The following is a 23,712-nucleotide window of genomic DNA, read 5'->3' on the forward strand; positions in this document are numbered from 1 at the left end:
TGGCCTCGGAACCACGGTCCCTGGCCGGGCGAGCGGCGCCTCGCCAGCGACTCGCGGGGCTTTACCGCGGTAAAGCTTTTCGCCGGTCAGTACACCGTTCCGGCGACGTGCACCTCCTCCGGCCCCGGCACGGCCCCGTGGACACCGAGGATCCGGCTACTGCGCTCCTCCAGCAGCGCCAGCACCGACCTCGGGTCCGCGCCGTCCACCACGAGCGGGGCCTCGGTCGGCGACGGTCGAACCAGCACCCCGCCGTGCTGCGCCGCCTTCAGCATCGCGGCCACCAGCCGGGAGCCGATCACCGGCCGGTCGGCCTGGCCGGTGATCTCCACCTCGTACACCTGCCCGCCGGGCAGCGCGCCCGTCACCCGCAACATCGCCTTCTCCTCCGATCCGATCACGCCCGCCGTCCCAGCGTGCTCATCACGCCGAGCAGCCACTGACGTAGGTCGTCGTCCAGGTACCACGTCGAGCCGCTGAACATCGCCTCCAGCGCGGTGGGCAGTACCTCCCAGGAACGGCCGTCCGCCGGCTCCGAGCCGGTGAACAGGTCTGCCCAGCCGCCCTGCCGGGCGGTTGCCCGCGGGTGGTGGCCGTGGCCGGGGAACCACTGGGCCAGCCTGACCTGCGGAGCCCGCTGCCGTGCCCCGACCTCGCCCCGGGAGGTGCGCACCCAGTGGTACGCCTCCTCGGCGGCGGCCAGCTCCGGGATCGAGTGCTGCAGGTGATGCGCCAGGGCGTGCAGGGCGGTCGCGTCGCTCTCACCCACGGTCAGGTGCCGGCTCTGCGGGTGGTAGGAGCCGCGGTGCGCGCCCGCGCTGACGGTGAGCGGGCCGGCCGCAGCCAGCCAGTCGGCGGGCAGGAGCGCTTCCAGGCCGCGCAGCCGCTCCGCACCCTCACCGCTCGCCCGCAGCCCACCGCCGTTGCCGAGCTGCCGAACCCGGCTGAGTGCGTGCCGGGCGGCGTCGCGAAGCGCGGCCGCGTACGCCGTCTGGGCGCGCCGCTCGTCTGCCACGGCCTGCCGGGCCTCCGCCCGGGCGCTGTCCAGCTCCAGCTCGGCGTCTCGGCTGCCGGCCGCCGCCTCGGCGGCGATCCGGTCAGCGCGCTGGATCGCGGTCTGCGCGTACAACTGCACCGATCGGAGCCGCTCGTGCGGATCGTTCCCCAACTCCGGTGCCATCTGTCGCATTTGGTCGGTGACCGCCGAGTCCAGGGCCTCGCCAGCGCCGAGAACAGCGGCCAGATGCCGCAGCGCCTCCGGGCCCGGTCCGCCGTCCACCGCCCGGTCCGCCGTCCACCGCCGCTCTTCGACAGCTTCGGGCAGCCGCCCGGCCTCAAGGTCGGCGGTGCTCGCCGGCTCCCAGCGGCTGACCGTCCGCTCAACCTGGCCGAACCGCCCGGCTGGCAGCATGGCCAGCCACGGCGTCAGATCCGCGCCGGCCTCCGCGCTCCCGGCAGTCTCGCCAGCGGCAGCCGCGATGTCCGCCTCGATCTCCCGCGTCTCTGGCCACCACCGCAGCCGCCGCGCCAGCCGCTCCCGCACCCGCTGGAGACGCTCCCCGTCCTCGCCCCGCCACACCGCGGCGACCTTGCGCAGCAGTTCCCGCAGCCAGGCCGCGACCCGACGGGCCAGGCGCACCAGCGCGGCCGTCACCCGGGAGAACAGCCCGGGCCGGGCCTCGGGCGGCACGCCGTCGACGATCTCCCGCGCCGCTTGCTCCTGGCCCTCGGCCATCGCCTGGACCGTGCGCTGCACGATCTGCTCGACCTGCTGCTGGTCCAGGCGCCGGCGACGTAGCACGGACAATGCCGCCCCCAGCGCGGAGCCGACCGCCCGCCCGGCGAACGACGCCGCCGCGTGGCCGGCGCGCTGCCCGGCGGCAGCCGCCGCATCACCCCGGTCGGCGGCCGGAGCCCCAGCCGCAGAACCGGCGTTGCCGCCTGCGGACCGGTACGAGCGAGCCATGGCCACCAGCGCGAACGTGGTCGGGTCGATCCCCTCCGGGATGCGGCGCAGCAGCCGCACCGCGCGCTGCGCGGTCTCCTCCTCGCTCTCCCCGTCCAGCGGCTCCAGGTCGTTGAGGGTGCGCAGCACCGCCTTCACCGCGGCCTCCCGCGCCTTCTGCGCGGCGTGCCGAACGGCCTGGTCGGCGTGGGCGTGCGCCGACTTCTCCAGCCCGAGACGGCGCAGGGCCTCGGCGGCATCGGCGGCCGCGCGCCGCTCACCGCTCCGGGCAGCGCCGGGTGCCAGCCGCTCGGCGACGGACTGCCGCAGTGCGTGGATGGTGCCCGGCACCACGCCGTCCACCGCGGCCTCCACGACTGCGTCGACTGCGTCCCGCGCGCGGGCGGCCACGACGTCGCTGGTCCTCGGCCGCGCCGTAGACGCACCCGAGGGAGCTGGCGGCGCAGGCTCGGCGGGCTTCGCCGCGGGCGCGGGCGCGGTCGCCTGCGGCGTCGGCAGGTGGTGGACCGGAGCCGCGGCGGGCAGCACTTCCTCCTCCGCGAGACCGTAGGCGTCCTCGACCGTCAACGCCTGGGTGCCGCCCGGGCCCGGCCGGGAATCGGTCACCACCACCGGCTTCGACGTGCCGTTGCCCTGCGGCACCGCGACCACGTCACCGGGCACCAGGTCCCCGGCCGCCCCCTGCACTGGAGCGCGGTCCTGCTCCTGCGGCCGCCCGCCGGCGGCCTGCGCGAGCCGGTCCGCAGCACGCCGGGCCGTGCGGCCCTCCCCGGCGCGCGGATCGGCATGCTGACGCAGTGCCTCCTCCAGGGCCCGGGCCTGCCCCACGGTCACCGGCTGCCCGGCCTCGATCCGCTCGGCGGCCTCCCGCGCCTCGGGATCGTCCGCCTCACCGAGCCCGAGGGCGTGAATCCGAGCCCGCTCAGCAGGCGTCAACTGCGGGACGATCCCGGCGTCGGCCTGCGGAGCCGTACCAGCGGGGGTGGCCCGCCGGGTGTCGTCGATCCCGGTGACGGCCTCCTGCGGCGACAGGTCGGCCGGCTGCCCAGAGGCGCCGGAGGCACGCGGCAGCAGCAGCGCCCGGTCGGCCCGCAGCTGCCCGCGCGTTCCGGTCTCGACCTCCTCGTAGTCCACGACGACGTGCTCCCCATCGCGAACCGGCGGGCCGATCACCCGCACCGGCGTCTTGCGGCCGGCGTCGTCCACCAGCACAACGTCCCCCTGGGCCAGCTCCCCGGCCGGCACCGGCCGCAGCGCCACGATCGCGGGCCCGGCCTCGTCCGGCTGCGCGCTGCGCGCCACGGTCAACGACCCGCCATCGGCGAGTTCGATGCCCTGCGGTGTCGCGACCTCGACGGCGTCGCCGTCCACGGCCTGCACCACACCGACCGGCTGACGGGTGTCCGGGTCGACAGCGACCTGACCCGGCTTGATGTGCTGCCCGTCCGGCGTCCAGCCGGCCGGGCGGGCGGCACCGCCGTCGACGACCTCCAGGTCCCCCGGGGCGGCGTCCTGGTCGTGGCGCCGTCCTTCGTAGCGCACCGACACCGCCGAGGCGGTGACCCCGGTGACCATGCCCTCCCTGTCGCCGGGGCCGCGTACCAGCGAGCCGGGGAACAGCCCCACGCCGGTGCGGTCGGTGGGGTGGTCGCCATCCAGCCGGCTGGTCATTGCCTCCAGCTGCGCGCCAGTCAGCATGGAACCCTGCTCGGACGGCGCGTCAGCCCGGGCGGCCTGCTCACCGGCGGCGACGAACACCATCCCGCGCCGGCCCGACGTGCCTTCCGCGTCGTCTCCCATGGTGACCTCGTGGCCGCGAACCGTTCTGCCACCGCGGGTGATCACCGCCTCGCGCCGGCTCAGCACCCACCCGGAGCGACCGACCGGGTTGCCGTTCTCGTCGCTGCCCTCGACCCGAGCAACATCACCCGTACGCAGCTGCTCGACGGCTACCCACTGCGCGGACCGGCCACCGATCGGCTCGGGCAGGCCCTGCTCCTTCACCCGCTTCTGGCGGTCAACACCGTCCTGTTGCTCGGCCTCAGGCCGCTGCCCCGCCGCCGGACCGGCCGCAGACGGCCGATGCTCCGGCTCCGCCGGCACCGGCGTGGCGCCCGCGGCCGCGGGCTCGCCCGTACTGCGAGGCCGCTGAGCCTGCCCATCACCCGGAGCATCCACGACCGGCGGCGAGGCCGGCTGGTCCGGGCCGGCGGCCGCTCGCACGGCATCCTGCTCGTCCTCCCACTGAGCCCTGGCCTGCCGCTCACCGGCCAGGTGCTGCTGGTAGTACCGGGAGAACGACATCGGCCGCTCGCCGTCGTTGTGGTACTCGATCCACTCGCGCAGCTCGTCCGAGGCGTGCTTGTCGAAGACGGACTGCGGGGCCTCGAACAGCATGTAGTCCGGGTCGTCGATCCGCAGACCGTTCGCGACACGCCGTGCTGGCCGTCCCTCAGCGGCTGCCCGAGCCTCCTCGGCCTCCTGCTTGACCCGCGCTGCCCGCGCCTTCTGCGCGGACTCCCGGCGCACCAGGTAGCCCTTGGTGTAGTCCTCGACCGCCGACCTGATCGTCGGCCGGTACTCGTTGTCGTACTGGTGACGAAGCCGCTGACGCTCCGCCTCCACCCGCTCCAGGTACTCCCGGCGGGTCTCCTTCGTCGGGTACAGGCCGGCCAGCTGATCCATCAGCTGCTCCTCGGCCGCCCGCGCGACGTCGTCCGCCGGGGGAGCATCGGATGCCTGCGCAGCCAGCGGGGCGAGCGCCCGCCAGTAGTCCCCACGCTCGGCGGCGCGCCGGTCCAACTCGTCGGCGATCCGGTGAAGCTCCGGGTTGTCCCAGTCGCCGGTCGCCGCGACCTGGTCGCTTACCACGGCCAGGTGTGCCTCCAGAACACCTTCATCGACGCCCGTCAGATCGTCCGGCAGCTTCTGGCCGCTGCCGTCCATCGTCGGCAGGTCAGGATCGGTCTGCCCGGTCAAGTCCTGGGCGGCGTCACGTACTTCCTCGTGCTCCTGGGGAGCGACGTGTTCATCGCGCACCGACCGCATCGCCTCACCGATCCGCCGGCCCTCGGCGTCCCGCCAGCCCCGCCCGGCCGCCTGCGCATCCGGCGCGTCCCACGGGAACGGCCGACCCTCGGCGTCGACCAGCCCCTCGTAGCGGGCCGCCATCGCCGCCGCATCCTCCCGGCTGCCCTCCACAGAGCTGCCGTCACGCGAACCGATCGTGGCGCCCGTACGGGCATGGCCGAACTCCCAGGTCCGCCCGCCGTCCTTCGACCAGTACGCCACCCCACCACCGGGGGAGACTCCCAGCGTCGGGTTCGCGCCGAGCCGCGCCACGTACGCCCGGTTCCTCGCACTGCCAGGGATGCCCTCGCCGCCGGCGAACCGCTCACGCACCCGCGCGAGCCGCTCCTCACCCGCGCCCGCGCCCCCGGCCGCCGTCGATCCGCTGGCCGGCTCTGCCGGGAGCGCACCGGCGCCGTCCGGCCGCCCGACCGAGCCCCGCTCCTGCAACGCGGCCTTGACCAGGGCGCTGCGCCGCTCGTACTCCTCCAGCGTGCCGGGGAACCGTTCGAGCCGGACCGCCTCCGGCAGGTTGGCCACCATCGCGTAGAACGCGTCGTGCCGGGCGACTTTCAGCGGCTCCTCGACGCTGTGCGCGCTGATCGCCGCGGGCCGGTCCGGATCGGCGCCGTCCGCGTGCAGCAGGAACCGCTCCACCACATCCGCGTCGAGGCCCCGCCGTTCAGCCTCCGCCCGGGCCTGCGCGCGCTGGCGGGCGAACGCCTCCCGCAGCTCCTCGTAGTACCGGCCTTCACCGATGATGCCCGGACCGCCCCGGCGCCCGTCACCGCGGTAAGAGCCAAAGTAGACGGCCTCCCCAGCCGCAGGGCTGTCGGCGGCACGAAGCCGCTCCAGGTAGTCCGCCGTCGCGCGCTGGCCGGTCGCCTCGGCTTCGGCCCGCAGCAGGCGGGCCCGCTCGGCGAGGAACTCCCGCATCGGGCCGTCGTGTCCGGGGAGGAAGTGCTCGACGTTCGCGTCGAATTGGGCGAGCGGCGCCGCCGCACTGGCCTCACCCAGCAGCGCATTCCACTCCTTGGCGTCGTCCGGGTGCCCGCCGGCCGCCGCAGCCAGGCTCCCGACGACGTTGGGCACCTGTCCGCCCTCCTCCGGGTTCCAGCGGCTCGCCACGACACCGGTCGGCGGCTGCACCCTGCCCGAGCGCCGAACCGGCGTGTCCGCCGAACGACCGGAACCACCCGGGTGACTGCCCAGCCCGGCCCGACCACCTTCACCCGCGGCGTCGTGCCCGCCAGGCGCAGGGGAACCCTTCGGCAGGGGCACGCCGATCAGCGGGACGTCCGGCGCCCCCAGCCCGTCGAGGTCGGGCCCGCCGCCGTTCGTCCCGTCAGGACGGCCACGCCGACCCCGCCGGCGACGGCGAGAACGCCCCCTGTCGCTGCTCTCGTCCTCCTTGCCGCTGCCGTGCTCGGAGTCGTGCTCACCGTCTCGGTGCTCGGCGGCCGTGCTGTCGTCGAGCGCACGGCGATTCGCCTCACGATCGCGGTGCTCACCCGACCTCGGTCGGTCCGCGTCGACACCCTGATCCTGGCGGTCCTCCTGGTCCCCCCGCCGGCGGCGAGCCGCCTCCTCAGCATCACCCTCGTTCTCGCCGCCCAGCTGCTCCTCGGCGTTGTGATCCCGCTCGGCACCCTCCTCATGGCGAGCCTCGCCCTGGTCTTCGTGCCGACCGCTGCCTGCGTCGTGCCCGGCAGCCGTGCGCGGCACCTCGTGCAGCACCGCCTGCTCCGCGTCGGCCGCAGTGCGCTCGCCGTCCTCCCCCCGGCCGGCGTCCGCCGAATCGGTACCTGCTCCGCCGGACGCGGTAGATCGCGCATCGACGTCATCGCCGGCAAGGGCCGCCGGGCCGGAGCGGTCCTCCGCGGTGCTGCCCGAGCCCCGGTCGTGCTGCCCCACCACGGCCGAACTGCTTCCCGGCGCCATGTAGCGGCCGGAGTCGATCGCCGCCTGGAGCTCATCGTCTGAGGCGACTTCGGCACGTGGCTGCGGGTCGCCGTTGCGCCTGCGCACCTGCTGCAGGGAGATCGTGGAGGTGCGGCCCGTCTGCGGGTCGCGGACTGTCAGCGTGGTGTCGGCGTTGACGACGTCGCCGGTGAGCAGCTGCTCGCCGTCTTCCGAGACGTACAGCACGGTGTCGCCGGGGGTGAAGTCCTCGCGCGTCCAGTCCCGCGGGTAGTCGGTGTCCGGCGCCTCCATCGGGTCCTCGGATCGGGTCACCTCCCACACCCAGCCCAGGCCCCCGGCGTCGAGAGTCTCGGTGGCGCGGGTGACCGCCACGTACGACAGCCGCAGGTCCTCGTCGCTGGGCATCGTCGTCAGGTCGTACTCGCCGCTCTCGGTGAGCTCCGGGCCGCGGAAGTCGTCGGCGATCCTGACCCGGCGCCACTCCAGGCCCTTCGACTTGTGCGCGGTGGAGATCACCACGTCCGGGTCCTGGTGCTCGCCGACGATGCCGCCCTCGCCGTCCTCGGGGGCGTGGCTGTGCTGGTCGATGTACGTCTTCACGGCGGCGAGCGCGGCGTCGCGGTTGCCGGCCGGGTTCTTCACCGTCCAGCTCCGGCCGGACCGCCGGTTAGTCACCGTGTGGGTACCGGGCTGGTAGTACCAGCGCTTCGACTGGTCGTCCCAGGCGAGCTTGCCGAAGCCATTCGACTTCGAGTCCTTCAACCAGCGCGTGAACGCCTCGTGGTCCGGGTCACCGAACCTGGTGCCGGAGATCCATAGCCGCTCGCCGTCGTCACTGACGCGGATGTCGGAGGCCAGACCGCCCGACTCCAGAAGCCGGTCGAGCTTGCCGTCCGTGTCGTTCTCGATCAGCTGGACCAGGGTGCGCATCGACCCGGCCGCCTCGGACTCCTGCTCGACGTACTCGACCACGTCGTCCCAGGCAGCGAAGTCAGCGAGATCCTTGTGGTTCGTCTTCTCGCCGGCCTGGAGCTGCCGGGCCGCCTCGACGAACTTGCGAATCTCGTCCAGGCCACCCGCGACGGCGACCCGCTTGCCGCGGTCCAGGGCGTCGATCGCCTCAATCACCGCGGTGGCGTTGGTGCGGCACAGCACCGCGTCCGCGTCGTCCGGACCCAGCTCGGTGATCCAAGACTGCTTGCCGGCCAGGCCCTTGAGGCGCATCTCGGTGCCGGACAACCGAAGAAACCGGTTGCCAGCCTCCGCGATCTCGGGGCCGAACCGGAAGGACTGCGTGAGGGTGAGCCTGGCGTCGACAGGGAAACGGGCGAGCGCATCGGTGGCGCCCCGGAACCCGTAGATGGACTGGTTGGAGTCGCCGACCGCGACAACCTGCACGCCCTGACCCATCGCGGCGCGCACGACCCCATCGAGCACAGGATTAACATCCTGCGCCTCGTCGAAGAAGATCACGTCCGAGTCGACCTTGAACCCGGACAGCGCCCACTGCTTGACGATGTAGTCCTGGTCGTACGTCAGCTTGCCGTGCGGGTCGAGGACATCCGCCCACATTCGGTCGGCGATCGGCTTGAGCGCCTCGAACAGCGCGTCCCGGTGCTCCTCCTCGATCCACGGCGGCAGATTCAGGTGCTGCGGGCCCATCTCCTCATCAGCGGACTGGCACCAGCGCGCGACCAGGTCGCGGGCCTGGTAGGCGGCCGACGACGGCTTCAGCGACTTCCCGGGCGCGTACTCCACCCAGTCGTAGACCCGCATCAGGTCGGCCACCGTCTGCGCGGTCTGCCTCTTCGCGCCGCCATCGCCGTCCTGCGGAAGCCGCTGCCCGAGGTCCCGGCCCGCGTCCTGATAGCGCTTGTTGACCGCCCTGAACGCCATGCCGTTCGCGGTCTGCGGGGTGACGTTGTCCGCGTACTCGCCCTTGGCCTTAGCCTGCTTCGCCTCCTCCGCGACCGAACGGTTGAACGCCAGGTAGTCGATCTTCTTGCCGGGCATGCGCCGCGACAACTGCTTCAACGTGGAGGACTTGCCGGTGCCGGCGAGCGCCATCACCGCCGCGTTCAGCCCACGGCGGGCCACCGCCTCATGGATCAGCGACTGCTCGACGGTCGGCGGGTACTCCTCCAGGCCTGCGGCCGCGGCGTCGATCTGCTCCCACTCGGCGTCGGACGGCGCCCCGGGCTTCGCTGGCGGCATGTCCTCGATCCGCTCGACATTGCGGCCCTCGCCCTCGTCCGCGCGCAGCCCGTAGCCGTCCAGCCGGTTCTGAATCTCCTCACTGCGATCCGCCGGCTTCGTGACCTCCGTCTTGCGGTTGTACTCCTTGAGCGCTTCCCACTGGCGCAGCTCCGCCCGGCGCCGCCACGCAAGATCCAGCGGGTCGGTGGAGTTCTTGACCTGATCCAGCGCGTCATCGAGACCCGACAGCTCGTCATCAAGCTCCTGGCGGCTCATCTCGGCCACCGGCCGCTCGCCGATCACGTTCCGCGCAGCACCTTGAGGCGCCGAACCTGTCCCCGGGGACACATTCCCGGCCCCGGAACCCGCTGGCGCTTCGTGGGACACCCCGGACGGTGGCGAGCTGCCCGCTGCCCCGGTGGTCGGGGTTGAAGGCTCACCGGGCCGGATCGAGTCCAGCTCCGCCTTCACCCGGCCGGGGTCGAGCGACACACCCTCCCTGCCGTCACCCTCACGCTTCCGGCTGTCTTCCCCGGCTGGTACATCCTGGCCGCGCTCATGCCGACCACGGTCCTGCGTCTCTTCGCCGTCCCCTCCATCTGGCGTGAGGGAACGCAGGTCGGCATCAACCTCATTCGGTGGCAACGTGACGTGCTCGATGTTCTGAGACTCGTCGAGGTCCGACGCAGTCGGTGCTTCACGGTGCTGAGCGCCTGCCCGGTCGGCATCGAACCGTGCGCGGGCCTGGCGCATCCGTTGCGCGTACGACACCCCGTTGACGTCCCGCACTTCGTCGGCGCGGCGAGAAATATCCCACGGGAGCCCAAGCGTCGTGCCCTCGCCGTCATTGATCGACTCGAAGGCGAGAGCGAGTCGGTGGGCGTCTTCCTCGGTGCCAGCCACCTTGCTCAGCTCGGGGTCACCGACGTACTCACCGAGGGTGCGGGTGGTGATCGACCAAGTCTTCCCGCCGTCCTCGGTCCAGACCCAGTAGTGCCCCATCGGGCTGAACTTCATCGTCGGGTTCTTGGACTGGCGAAGTGCGAACGACGGATCGGAAGACTCGGGCGCGCTCGTCGCCAGGCTTCGCTTCGCATACCGGACCGACTCCGCGTTCGGCTCCGGCTTCTTGCTCCAATTCTTCTCCCACGACTGCTGAGCATCCGCCCAGTCGGCATCCGCCAACCGCTCCGCCGCCTCCGGCAGCGTGGTGTCGGGCACGGTTGAGCGCGACGGCTGGCCCGGTGTCTGTTCGTCGTGCTCGGCGACCGGCCCCGGCAATGTCGGGCCTGTCCCCGGGGACACATTCGTCTCGTCGCCGGGACCCGCCGGCGCTTCGTGGGACGTCCCGGACGGCGGCGAGCTGCGAGCCGTCTCGGCCTTGGGGTTCGGGTCCTGCCGGGCCCGGTCCTTCACGGCGTCGCCGCCGCGCACAGGCCGCACGTCCTTGCCGTGTGGCGCAATCTGATCAGCGTCTACCGGGAACGTGGCCGTACTGCTGGGCTTCTCCACCCGGATCTGCCCGTCCGGGTCGACACCGAGAACCCGGGCGTTCCACTGGCGGCCAGAGGGGTGGAACCGAACCAGCACCTCGTCGCCGCGCCGGAACGGCGTCGTGTCGTCACCCGGGTTCAGCCCGGTCTCCGGCCGTTCCTCCCAGTAACGATCCCGGTCCTCCCAGCCCCGGTTGACGTCCAGCTCCTCCTGCCGCGCGCTGACCTCGTTGAGAATCTGCTGGCGGGCGACGGCACCCGGGCCCGTGCGGGGCCCCATCCACGGTTCGGCGATCGCCTGAAGCCGGTTGAACTCGGCTTCGCGCTCCGTCTCGCTCAACGTCTCGGGGTCCGGGTGCTCACCCATCGCGGTGAAGGCCTCCGCGACAGACACTGGGCCTTCGTCGCTGGTCGGCTCGGCAGCTCGGTACAGGTTGTTGTAGGCGGTGACGGTTTCGGGCTTGCCCTTGGGCTTCCCGGCCTGGTCGTACCACTGGATCTGGTAGTACACGTTGTCCAGGTCCGGCTTGCCCTTCTCCGCCCAGGCATCCGTGACCTTGCCATACGCGTGATCCACACCGAACACCGCGCCGCTGTGACGCACGGCGTCGTCTACGGCGATCGGCCCGCCCGATCGAATCCGGCGGCTCCGAGGGCCCCGCCCCGGCACCGACTCGCCACTCAGCACGATGCGAGAACTCTTCGGCCGATTGCCTCCGAACGCACCGGTGAGCTGCTCCAACTCCGGCTTCGGTTGGGCCCAGTGCGGCAACGCCCGGTCACCGGCGGCCGGGGTCGACGACTCACTGGGCCGAAGCGAGTCCAGCTCCGCCTGCACCTGCCCGCGGTCGAGCGACACACCCTCCCCGCCGTCACCCGAGGCCGCGACCTCGGGCCTGGCGGTAGCCTCCGGCATCGCATCGGCGGGCGGGGCATACGGATCGGCGAACGGGTCGGACTCGCCCGGCTTCGGCAGGGTCGCCTGCGTGCGGTCAGTCTCGTACGCCTCGCGGTCCAGCTTCTCCGCTGCGTTGAGCAATACCTTCTGCCGGCGCCGGCCAGCGGCGGTCCCGGTGTCCGCCTGGTCGGCGGCCGCCTTCGCGGCGTCGCGCAAGGTCCGCATATGGTCCGAACGCATCTGGTAGCGCCGGAAGACGCCCGGCCTCCACCCGATCGGTTCCTCGGGGTCAGGCTGCGCGAGCTGGGAAAGCTCACGCACCTGGGCCTCGGTGAACGTCACCTCCTGCCGGGCACTACCCGGCCGTGAAGGCCCGGTCTTCTCGCCGCGGTGCCCCAGATCAATGCCCTGCGCGACGTGGGTCGCCACGCGGATCGGCGGGATGCCAGCCTTCGCCGGCATCTTGTCGTGCCAGGTCATGCCTTCCGGAGCGCCGCCGCGGCCGTCCTGGCCCCACCAGGCCGTGCGGCCCTTCTGGTCCGGCCGGGAGCGCACCCAGCCGATGGTGTTCCCGTCCTTGTCGGCGATCCAGCCGTGTCCGGCCTCTTCGTCGAGGCTGTGCAGGCGGGCGCCGTAGTCCAGGGTGATGCCCTCGGGGGTGGCGGCCCGCTCCAGCTTCGCTCGACGCGCTTCGTCCGCAGCCGCCGTCTGGTCGGGTACTTCGGCAGGGGGGTGTTCGCCCGGGCGGTGAACGGCGTGGTCGGGGAACGCGGCGTAGCGGCCCTCGACGTTGACGAAGTGCTGGCCGTCCGGGTGCGCGCCGACATACCAGCCGGGACCGTCCGGGGTGACGATCTGCTCGCCGGTGTCGTAGTGGCGTAGCGTCGCGTCCCCACCAGACACTGCAGAGGGCTGGTTGTCCCCAGCCGTCACCGTCGGCGCGTCACTCTTCGAGGCACTCGCCTCGGGCGTGGACGGCTCCGCGACCTCCGGCTCGGGCGTCCTGCTGCCGTGAGCCTCCTCGACCGCGGCGGCCGGCTGCTGCCCGGATGGGGTGGTGTCGTCGGCCCGACGGAAGACGTGGTCGGACCGGTGCATCAGGGTCCGGCCGTCAGTGGTGCGCACCCGCACCCCGCCCTTGCCGCCCTTGCCGAGCTGCTCGGGCTGGTCGGCGACCTCGGCCACCGTGCCGTCGTCCGCGATGTACCGGTCCCCGCGATGTAGGCGCGAGGCCTTGAGGCGGTCGGTCACGCCTTCGGCGTCGGCGAACATGTCCGGCGTGCCGTACTCGTCGGCGGTCTGCTGGGTGGGCTGCGCGGCGTGCACGTCGGCGGCGCCGAACAACCCGGCGTCCTGGCCGTCCGCCTGTTCGGCCTGCATCTCCTGCCAACTGCCGCCTGGGCCCTTGGCCGTGTCGCCCTCGGCCTTCTCGGTGCGACGGGCTTGCTCATTGGTCAGTACGGCGTGCCGGGCGACGTCCTGAGAACCGACCTCGCCGTCCCCCAGCAGGTCCGGCTCCAGTGAAGCCATCTCGTGGGCGATCTGTTCGTCCGTCAGCGTCGACGGGTGCGCACGCTCGCCCGTGGAGGACTGTGGAGCGGCGGACACCGCGTCCTCCCCCCGAGCCTGCGAAGCCGCCGGCCGCTCGCCGTACCCACGCCGTTGCTCCGGTATCGAGTTGCTGCTGTCGCGCCGCATCCCCGGCACGTCGACCTTCACCTTGCCGTCGGGGCCGGTAGAGATCACGGGCGTCGGGTCCGGGCTGTCCAGCCGAATGTCAGGGTCCGGATCGACTGCCATCTCGATCAGGTCCTGGGGCGGCCGCTCGGCGTCGAGACGCGACTCCAGGTCCTCAACGCGCTTGGTCGCCTTGACGAGTTCCTTGTCGTCGCGGCCGCGGCCGCGTAGTTCCTTCTTCTTCTGCTCGGCCGTGATCAGCTGCGCCAGGAGCGCAACACGCCGCTCGGACGCCTTCAGCGCCTCCCCATACGGCGGCTGTCCACCCAGCCCACGCCGGGCCTTCTCCAACTCGTTCTCGGACTCGACCAGCTGCTGCCCGCCGTCCTTGACCAGATCGTCGAGACCATCCAGCCGGTTCTCCAGCGACGCGATCATGCCCGCGCCGGCACCGTCCCCCAGCTCGTCGCGGCCATAGGTTCCGGACGTGCCCGATATTCGACGGCTGTGCAGTAGCGGCCAGTCGAACCCGACCCGCGCGATCCGGTTGCCGCCGATGTCGTAGCCGATGGTGGCATGCGCGGTGTGCCCACCGAGCCGGCCGAGCTTCACCCGGTCCCCGGACGTCAACGACTTGTCGCCAAGCGCCGCGCGTACGGTGGCCAGCACCTCGGCGCCGGCCTCCTTGCGCTTGGCGGACTCCTGCCCGCCAGGCAGGGTCATGGTGAAGGCGTCGCCGCGGGTCTCCGTGCGCTGCGCCCGGGCGGCGTGCCAGGTGTCCAGGGCGCCGTCCAGCCACGAGATGTGCTGGGTCAGGACATCGGTCGCACGGCGCTTCTCGTCCTGCTGCCGGTGCCACCGCACGTCTGCACGTTGGAGATCGACCCGCTCCTTCACCGCCTTGGCGTGGTCGAGGACCGTGGTGTTGCCGGTCGCCAGGGCCTTCATCACCGCGAAGGACACCGCGGTGTCGCCGATGTCCTCCATCTCGCGCAGGTCGAAGTTCCGGCGGTTCATCTGCGCGATGAACTTGGCCTTGCGCTCCAGCGTGCCGGCGTTGAATGCGTCGAACGTCTCCTCGGTGATCCAGGAGATGATCCGGACGTCCTTGTCCATCAGGTAGTGCAGGTTGCCCTGTCGCTCGATCCTGCCCTCCCGCTGCGCCATGTCGGCCGGCCGCCACGGGTAGTCCATGTGGTGCAGGGCAACGGCACGATCCTGAATGTTCGTGCCCGTACCCATCTTGGTGGTGGATCCGATGAGCACGGCGATCTTGCCGTTGCGGGCGTCCTCGAACAGCTTGGCCTTCGCCTTGTCGCTGCCGGCCTCGTGGATGAATCGGATCTGCTCACGGGGAACGCCGGACTCGACCAGACGCTCGCGCATGTACTCGTAGGCGTTCCACGCCGGCTGCTCGTTGCCGTACTCGTCCAGGCCGCCCTTGGCCTTCGACCCGGGCACGCCCTGATCCATGAAGACCAGCTGCAGCGCGCCCTTCAGCGGCTGCGGCGTCGGGTCATCCTTGGACGTCGGGAACTCGACGTCCTTGTTCTCCCGGTAGATGGAGGCGATCTCCCGGGCGGCATGGTCGATCTTGCCGCCCTCTTCGCCCGAGCCGCCAACCAGCCGCGGGTCGATCGCGGCCCGCTTCCCCAGGCCGATGATCTTGAGGATGCCGCCCGGCTCCTTGGCGTCCGGGTGGTTGGGCAGACCCTCGATGTACCGCTTCTGTTCGGCGCTGATCGGCACGACCCGCAGCTCGCCGCGCTTGCCCTCCTCGTTGCGGCGCACCCGCGGCGTCGGCAGGTTCAGATCCGCGGCGGTCTGAACGTCCGCCGCCACCCGGTACATGCGCAACAGCTCGGGGACGTTGCGGAACTGCGCGAAGCGGGCCTTCTCCTGGAACCCGGAGCCGTCCGGCTTGACCTCCACGTCGGTCACGACGTCGCCGAACGTCGCCGCCCAGGCGTCGAAGTCGTTGATGCCGGCGGCGTCCAGCAGGTCCGGCCGCAGGTACCGCTTCATCGTGTACGCCTCGGTCACCGAGTTGGCGATCGGCGTACCGGTGGCGAATGTGAGGACCCGCCCGGACTCGCTCTTGCCGCGCAGGTACTCGACCTTCATGTGCAGGTCGGAGGCCTTCGCCGAGCCCGTCACCGCAGCGCCCGGGATGCTGCTGACGGTGCGCAGGTTCTTGAACTCGTGCGCCTCGTCGATCATCAGGTAGTCGACGCCGGTCTGCTCCCAGTAGACCGCCCCGGTGTCCTTGGACTCCTGCTCCAGGCGCTTCTCCATCGCCTCCTCGGCGTTGGTGAGCGCGTTCTCCAGCTGCTTGAGCGTCAGGGATTGGCCGTCTCGGGCCTTCGCGTCCGCGATCTGCTGGCGCAGCCGCGCCAGCTCCTCCTCCATGTAGGCGCGGCGGTTGGCCGGCGTCATCGGGATCTTCCCGAACGCGGAGTGCGTCAGGATCACCGCGTCCCAGTCGCCGGTCGCGGCCCGGGCGATGAACTTGCGGCGCTTCTTGCCGGTCAGGTCCGCAGAGGACGCAGCCAGCACCTTGGCGTTCGGGTACAGCTCCAGGTACTCGCGGCGAAACTGCGCGAGCATGTGGTTGGGCACGACGATGGCCGGCTTCTTCGCCAGGCCGGTACGCCGCAGCTCCTGCGTCGCGGCGACCATGGTCGCGGTCTTGCCAGCGCCGACCTCGTGCGCGAGCAACGCCGACGGCTCGTTGAGGATCCGGGCGATGGCCGCGTTCTGGTGCGGACGCATCCTCCAGCCCGCAGTGATCCCCGGCAGCGTCAGCTGGACATCGCTGTAGTCGCGCAGCGCGATGCCGTTGAACCGGTCGTTGTAGATCTTGGCCAGCCGCGCGGCGCGGGCCTCGTCCTCCCACACCCAGGCGGCGAACCGGGCGGCCATCGCGGTGGCCTTGTCGCGCGCATCCGCGGTCGCCTCGTCGTCGACGACGGAGCCGCCGTCGGGCCGCTTGCGGGTGACGGTGATCTGCTTCTGCTGAAGGACCGCCTCGGCGATCTCTGCCGCAGACCGGGACTTGGTACCCCAGGTGACCCGGGAGGCGATGCCCTGTGACGGGCCCTTGACGACCCACATCGAGCCGCCGCCGTACTCGGCGCGCACGTGGGGCGTCTCAAGGATTTCGCGCAGGAACGCGGTGACGTCGGCCTCGCCGATCCACGGCGCGCCCATCTTGGCGCTGATCTCCCCGGGGACGAGGTCGCGGGGGACCACGGCCTCCAGCGCTGCGACGTGGCTCGCCATGTCGTCGCGGCCGGCCGCGAGGTGGCGGCGGGCGACAGCGAGCTTCTTGCGGACGTCGCCGGACAGGTAGTCGGCGGCCGGCAGCAGGTGGCCGCTGCGCGGGTCGCGGAACACCCGAGTGCCGAGCTGCTCCAGGGCGTCGCTCTCGCTGGTACCCATGAGCCGCGCGAGAGTCGACAGACGCAGTTCGCCGTCGTGCTCCATCGCGAGCGAGACCGCCTGGTCGGGGCTGTCCGCGCGCTCCGCGATCTTGCGCGGCGCCACCACCCGCTGGTGAAGGATCTCGGCCTTCGCCGCGGTCTTGGTGCTGTCGTTCCACCGGTCGAGCCCGTAGGCGAACGCCGACGCGAAGTCGTCGTCGAACAGGGCGAGGGCGGTCGGTGCCTTCCACTCATCCGGGACCTTCTCCAGACCGCCGTCCTTCGCCCGGACCCGGGCCTCGTCCGGGGTGAAGACACGGTTTTGGCCCGGCTTGTCGAGCGGCGCGTACGCGGCCGTGTAGGCGGCGTAGGCGCGGTTCAGCTCGGCGCGCAGCGTCGCCATGTGTTCGGTCTCGCCGTCGCCGTCGTGCGACGACTCCTCATCCAGCAGCGCGGTCGTCAGGTTCCGTAGTTCCAGCAGGTCCCGCAGCTGCGACACCTGCGAATGGTGGACGTCGAGCTTGCGGACCTGCCCGTCCACGACCTGGGTGAACGTGCCGTCCGGGCGCGCGTTGATCGCGCCCTCGTGCTTGCGGTCGGCGGCGGCCTGCAGCACGATCCGCTCACGCGGCCCGGCCTCGTGCGGGGCGAAGCCACGCCCCTCGGCCTTGGCCTGCGCGGTGATCCGGGCCAGGGCCTCGCGCAGCGCCGGTGCGGCGTCCTTGTCACCGCGCACGGTCAGGTCGTGGTCGGTGAACTGGCCGCGGCCGGTGGTCAGCTCGCCGAGGACGTTGTCGGGGTGCTGCTGGAAGTACCGGTTGATCTCGATCTGGTGGCCGTTCACGTCGACCGGCGTCGACTCCACCCACGACTGGTCGCCGGGGGCCTCGCCCTCGGCCCGGCGGCGGAACACCAGCACGTCGGTGACCACGTGCGTGCCGGCCGCCTTCTCGTGCGCGCCCTCGGGCAGGCGTATCGCGCCGACCAGGTCGCCCAGCTTCGCCATCTCGCGGCGGGCGTGCGGGTCCTTGGAGTCCATCGTGTAGCGGGAGGACACCACCGCGACCAGGCCGCCCGGACGGGTCAGCTCCAAGCTCTTCTTGATGAAATGGTCGTGGATGGAGAGCTTGCGGCCCTTGTTGTGGACCGGGTCGGTGAGCTTGATATCGCCGAACGGCACGTTGCCCACCACGCCGTCGAACCCACCGTGCGGTGCCCGCGTCTTCGCGAACGACTCGGTGAGGATCTGCGCGTCGGGGTAGAGCGCCCGGGAGATCGCCGCGGTGGTCGGGTCCAGCTCCACGCCGGTCATGTGCGTGCCGGCCGGCGCCGCCCCGATGAAGTTGCCGGAGCCGGAACCCGGCTCCAGGACGTTCCCGCCGTCGAAGCCGAGCGCCCCCATGGCCTGCCACACCGCGTCGACCAGCGACTGGTCGGTGTAGTGGGCGTTCAGCGTGTTCTTCTGCGCGGCCGCCCACTCGCTGTCGTCCAGCAAGGCGCGGAGCTCGGCACGCTCGCCGGCGAACGCCTTCCACCGCTCGACGGCCCGCTGAAAGGCTTCGTCGCTCTTGTGGTTGCCGCGCCGGGGCTCGTCCGCCAGCACGGTGGGTAGCGAGCCCCAGCCCGACCAGCGGGCCAGGACCCTCTTCTCCCCCTCCGTCGCAGGCCGGTCGTCAACCTGGATCCGGCGCAGCGTGCGCAGCGCCTCCACGTTGGCGCGCAGCCTCGCCCGTTCGCCCGCCGGGGCGAGATCGTCCTGCGAGCGGGCCCGGAACCGCCCGGCCGCTACTCCGCGTCGAGCGGAAGGTCCAGATCCTCCGTCCCCGGCTCCTTCGGCAGGAACACCTCGTCGGCCAGCACGATCTCCCGCGCCTGCGACGCCGCCACGTTCCTCGCCTGCACCTGCTCCAGGTATCCGCTCGGCTCCGGCTGCATCGCGAGTAGCTCGCTCGTCAGCGTCGCGATCCGATCGGTCACCCGCAGGCCCACCCTCGTGAAGTGCGTCTGCTGCTCCGCCTCGCCGCCCAGCGACGCCGTCGCTGTCGGCCGGTACGTCTTCGCGTACGCCCAGGCCTGCTGCCCGTACTGATTCACCGTGCTCCCCTCCTCGGCCGTTCGCGGCCTGATCATGGCCATCGTCATTGTGTCCCGAACGGGCGTCGTTGATCGCACGGTCGAAGGCCTCACCGAACTCCGGATCGTCCAGCCGGTCCCGCAGGTGAGGCCCGTCCCAGTTGAACAGCTCACCCCGGTCGTTGCGGACCTGCTCCGCCGCGTTCGCGACGAGCAGCGCCTCCCGCTTCCTCACGAACAACTTGCCGGACTTGCCGACGTTGGCATGGCGGTCCGAGAGCAGAATGCCGGTGCCGGCGTGGTGCACCACGTACTTGCCCCGCGGCGTGCGCGCAACGATGAACCGGCCGCCAGCCGACAACTGCTCATTGCTGGTCAGCTGAACGACCTTGAAAGCGCTCTGGCGGTCCTTGTTCGCCTGAGCTTTGTTGGTGGTCGTCGGGTCGGCGCCGTCGTCCCAGTGGTACCGCACCTCGGTGACGGTGCGGAACCGGCGCGGGGCGCTCTCGCCCGGCGACAGCCAGCTTCCCCCGCGGTGCTCGCCACCGCCATCGGCCTTGTCCCCGGCGCCACCGCCATCGCGGCCGGCCGGGCGGCCCGTACGCTCCCCGGCCTGGCCGGCCTCCGGGACACCAGCGTGCCTCTCCGGATGCCCGGCGGGCTTGGCCGCTCGCTCGGCGGCCTTCGCCCGAGCCTCCTCCTCCATCCGCGCCGACGGCACGCTACTGCCGTGATCCCGCTCCCACCGCTCATGCGAGTACGGGTGCCCGACCACCTCGAAGCCATCGGCGGCGCCGTCATTGACGACGGTCAGCGTCTCCTTCCGGCCGCCGTGCCCCTCCCACGTGAGCGTCGTCTTCTCACCGTGCTGCTGCCGGTCCAGAACCCGGCGCGTGTACCAGCCACCATCGGCCCGCGGGTTGCCGGCCACCACAAAGTCGCCCGGCTCGATCTCCCGCGCCGCAGCACGCCGGTGCCCCGGCTGCTCGGACGCCGGCCCCTTGGGCGGGCCAACCTTCTCCGCCGCCCGGCCCAGCTCCTCCGGCGTGTAGGACCGCCACCCCTCCTGCTTGTGGATCGGACCGGACTCGAGATCTTCCGCCGCTCGCAGCGCATCCCGCTTACTGGCGTGCTCCCGCTCCTGAACACGGCCGGTCGCGGCCTCATAGACCCGCCACCGATCGCCCTCCTGACCCACCATGTGCCGACCCGACGCAGTCAGCTGCGCCGAGGAGACCATGTCCGCGCGCTCGCGGGCGGCCTCCGCGCGCACCCGGGCGTCCTGGGGCCGCTCCGTGTCCGCGGCTAGCGGCCGGACCTCCCCACGCCGCCACGACTCCAAGGTGCTCGCGACGGTCGGCTTCTCGTCCGGGATGTGCTGGTCGTCGTCGCCCTTGGCGTGCGGTTTCACCGGCACCCGCGGGTCACCGACATCCGGCTTGGTGATGCCGTCGCCGCGACCGCCGGCCGCGGCCTGCACCTCGCGCTTGGCGTCCTCCGCCAGGACCTTGTCCTCGCTGGCGGTCGGCGCGCTACCGTCCGGCCGGGACACCATCGTCAGCCGGTTCGCATACAGCTTCTCCCGCGACCCGTTGTCGAGACGCTCGACGAGTACCTTGTCACCGGCCAGCGCACGCAGAACCCGGGCCAGGCCGCCACCCCACAGACGGGCGATCCCGCCCGTCTCCACGAAACGGCCCTTGCTGTCACGCGGATGCAGAGCAGGATTCCAGGGCCGGCGGGTGACCTTGACCTCAAGGCGGGCGGCAGTGCGGTTCTCGTGGGGCATGCCGCGGACCATGCACATCCGCAACCGCTACCGTCGCGCCCTCGCGGCTGGCGGCTTTACCGCGGTAAAGCCGCCAGCCGCGAGGGCGACCCTCGGAAACCCGTCTGCGGGTCGAGCCTGGCTTTACCGCGGTAAAGCCAGGCTCGACCCGCAGACACCTCAATCCCGCCATGCGGGGAAGTGAGCACGGAGACGGCAAGTGTTGCCCGCTGACCGCAGGCAAACTCACTGGGCTTTACCGCGGTAAAGCCCAGCAGCCTCACATCGTCTCGGTGAGGATGTGGAGCAGAAACCATACGGAGAAGCCGCACCACACCACGGTGAACACGGCCCGGCCAGGCTTCGTCCGAACCCGAAACCAAGCCCGCGTCCGTTCGGACAACGTGTCCCCAGCCTCCCGGCTCCACAGCCCGTATACCTCGGCGGCGGCGCCGGTACCAAGCAGCAGGCCCCACACCAGATCAGCGGACATCAGGATCTCCTCCGTCAGTGAGTAGCGGCTCGGCCTGGTAGCGGAGCCGACAGCGGCAGTTGCGGATCAACGCCGGCGGGGCGATCGGATCGCCCGGATACCTCAACGGGTAACCGTCGGCGGAGAAGGCTTCCAGCACCGGAAGCGTCTGTCCGTCCAATTCCTGGTGTGCCGGCCGGACCCGCTCGTCCCCGCGGCTCATCCAGGTACGAGTGACCTGTGGCCCGCACGCGGCGGCCGATGCCTCGGCCGCGCCGTTCACGGCGGCCGCGGCGATGCTACGCGCGGCGTCGTCGGCGAGCCGGCGGGCGTTGTCGGCAAACAGGCCCCGGGTGTGACCCACCAGCTGCTCCAGCGTAAGCCCCGGCTGGTCGTTCTGGACGGCCGTGATCGCGTCCGCGACATCGGCGAGGAACGCCCGGATCGAAGCGGCACCCAGAGTGACGGCGTCCAGGGTGGCGGCGTGAAGTCCGCCGGCAGCGGCACCGAGGACCGCCGAGTTCGCAGCCACGCCAGTGAGAGCGGCGATGCACTCCGCAGCGGTGGCCTGCACCGTCAAGGCGACGAGGGGCTCAAGGGTGGCCACGCTCTCCTCCACCCACCGGTCCGGAACAACGGCCTTCGCCGCGTCGATCGGGGTGTCCCCGGACCGGGTGTCAACTTCGTACGGCCCCGGCTGCCAGTACCTCGTCCGGCTGCGTAGCTTGGGGGAGCGTAGCCGGGCCGCGATGACCTCGGCCTGGCGGGCGAGCAATGCGTCCAGGGCGGCGCTCGCCGCACCGCGAAGCCGTTCTTCCTCCGCTTCCGGCACCTCCCACCCTGCCACCGCCGGAGTGGCCCCCGAGACCGGAAGTGTCTTCACCTCCTGGGCCGCGGCCACCGCAACCGCCGCAGGGCCAGGACCAGGCCCTCGATCTGCCGCCGCACGGACCCGGTCGACTGCCGCCGCAGCCGCGCCGGCGGTGCTGATGCCGCCCACCCCCCGGACCTGGGCCACCGCCTCTGCGGCGGCTACGCCGGGCACCGGGCGCGCGGGTCCGCGCGCGGCGCCGACCGCATCGGCGGCCGCCCCTCCTCCGGCCGGGTCCTGGTCGTCGGCACCGCGCGCCTCCGCGACGGCAGCGGCAGCAGCAGCCCCGTCCTGGCCGCTGGGCGGCTGACCGTTGGTCTGCGCTGCGCCGACGAGCCCAGCCGGATCGCCAGCTACCTGGCCGCCGCCAATCCCAAGCTCTGCGGCGTCCTCGGGACGGGCCGGCACCGGGGCCTTCTGCGGAGAAAACCAGAGCGCACGCGTCTGAGGGTTGTCGATCGTGTCCCGGCCAGCCGCCTGGCGGTACTCGTCCGCGGATATCAGCCCAGCCGTCCACTCCTCCCGGAGAACCTTCAACCGCTCCCGGCGGGGCAGGTCCAGCACCTCGACGTCGGAGGTGTCGATGTATGGCCGCCACCCCTCATCGACGTCGATGTCCGGCAGAAACGCGGAGGCGATCACGTCGAGATGAGGGATGGCGGTGATCGTCCAGAAGGTGAACTCGTCCTGCTCGGCATTGGCATATGTCTTGCCCGCGGTGGAGCCGAACATCGCCTCACTCACGCCGAACGCGGCCAAGATCTCGTCCTTGCTGGTGCCCGCCAGCTCCTTGTAGGCCATGTCGCGCGGCCGGGTGCTGGTGTCGATGAACTGCACCCCGCCCGGCCCAGTGCCGATCACCGCGAGCTGACCGGCGTGGTCGACCCCGGGTGAGAACCGGGCCTCGATGCGGTCAAGCTGGCGCTCGGTCGCCCCCTTGAGATCGACACCCACGATTCCGCCCGGACGTCCGTCCCGACGCAGGAAACTGACGTTGTAGAGGCGGGCCAGGTGGTCCAGGTCGATCGAGATGCCAGCGGCCTCCAGCGGCGTGATCCCGCTGAACGGATCGGTCGGGTGCGGGTCGCGGACCCACCGGACCCGCTCCGGCGCGAGCTCCCGCAACCGACCCGTCCGCGTGGTGAACTCGAAATGGGAGAGGTAGTCCCCGCTCGGGTCCGGAACCGGCCGCACCCGGTCGGGTGGCAGGAGATCGAGGCGAGTGATCGTGCCGAGCCGAGACTTCGTGACCTCGACGAAGGCGCCCTTTTTGCTGAGCAGCACCTGCGCACTGAGACGCTTCCTGAACACCCGGCCGGTCTCCAACGGATTGGCCTGACCGTTCAGCACCCGGTAGAGCGGATGGTCGCTCAGGATCTCGCTGTGCTCGCCCGGCTTCTCGCCCCGGCCGATTGAGAACGGCCGGCGCGCCTGGTGCCCCGAGATGGTCTCCACCGACTTGAACACCCAGACACCTTGCTCGTACCCCTCGCTGATGACCCGCTCCAGGTCCCACCCGTCAGCCCGGCCCTCCGTGCCGTACTCGGCGGTGATCCCCGGCAGCGACGCCCACGACCCGTTCCACCCCTTCGACTCCATCTCGGTTGGCGCCGGCCGGGTCACCAGGCGGCGCAGCCCCGGTGCGAGGCGCCACCCCATCAGGCATCCTCACTGGCCAGCCACAGGCCAGCCGCCATCACGAACGCCGAAATCACGGCCGCGCCGCACAACGGGTGGACCATGAACGCCACGGCGGTCACGGACAACGTGCCCACGACGACCAGAAGAAGCCCGACAAGCTCCCGGGAGGGGAGCGCCAGCTGCGGCGGCGAAGGCGGGGAAGGCTGCGAGGCCGGAGGAGTCGTCACCCGGCGGACCGTAGGC

General features: G+C 71.7%; 5 protein-coding genes. All 5 read right to left on the reverse strand.

Going from position 1 to position 23,712, the window contains the following annotated elements:
- Window positions 1-86: 86 nt before the first annotated feature.
- The 5 genes from A6F73_RS38115 to A6F73_RS42050 all read right to left on the reverse strand — a co-directional run bounded on the left by A6F73_RS38115 (window position 87) and on the right by A6F73_RS42050 (window position 23,696).
- Window positions 87-401, reverse strand: a complete 315-nt coding sequence (locus tag A6F73_RS38115) for a hypothetical protein (RefSeq protein WP_063353045.1) — start codon at window positions 399-401, stop codon at window positions 87-89.
- Complete coding sequence (locus A6F73_RS38120; protein ID WP_159398758.1) at window positions 398-20,506, reverse strand: UvrD-helicase domain-containing protein; 20,109 nt, start codon at window positions 20,504-20,506, stop codon at window positions 398-400. Before A6F73_RS38120 ends, A6F73_RS38115 begins: the two co-directional genes overlap by 4 nt.
- Window positions 20,507-20,765: 259 nt before the next feature.
- Window positions 20,766-20,978 carry a hypothetical protein gene (locus tag A6F73_RS38135; protein ID WP_063353049.1) on the reverse strand — a complete coding sequence of 71 codons (213 nt, stop codon included), beginning with the start codon at window positions 20,976-20,978 and terminating at the stop codon, window positions 20,766-20,768.
- Window positions 20,968-23,487: a phage portal protein gene (locus A6F73_RS44315; protein ID WP_063353050.1), complete on the reverse strand. Its 2,520-nt coding sequence runs from the start codon at window positions 23,485-23,487 to the stop codon at window positions 20,968-20,970. Before A6F73_RS44315 ends, A6F73_RS38135 begins: the two co-directional genes overlap by 11 nt.
- Entirely contained in the window at window positions 23,487-23,696 is a 210-nt protein-coding gene (locus A6F73_RS42050) for a hypothetical protein (protein ID WP_159398759.1), read from the reverse strand. The genes A6F73_RS44315 and A6F73_RS42050 overlap by 1 nt, the downstream gene beginning before the upstream one ends.
- Window positions 23,697-23,712 lie beyond the last annotated feature (16 nt).

Source organism: Streptomyces sp. MJM8645, assembly GCF_001625365.1.
Classification (GTDB): Bacteria; Actinomycetota; Actinomycetes; order Streptomycetales; family Streptomycetaceae; genus Kitasatospora.

Coding starts and splice junctions, on each gene's coding strand:
- A6F73_RS44315 (WP_063353050.1), bottom strand. CDS start 23,487: ATGGGGTGGCGCCTCGCACCGGGGCTGCGCCGCCTGGTGACCCGGCCG.
- A6F73_RS38120 (WP_159398758.1), bottom strand. CDS start 20,506: ATGCCCCACGAGAACCGCACTGCCGCCCGCCTTGAGGTCAAGGTCACC.
- A6F73_RS38135 (WP_063353049.1), bottom strand. CDS start 20,978: ATGTCCGCTGATCTGGTGTGGGGCCTGCTGCTTGGTACCGGCGCCGCC.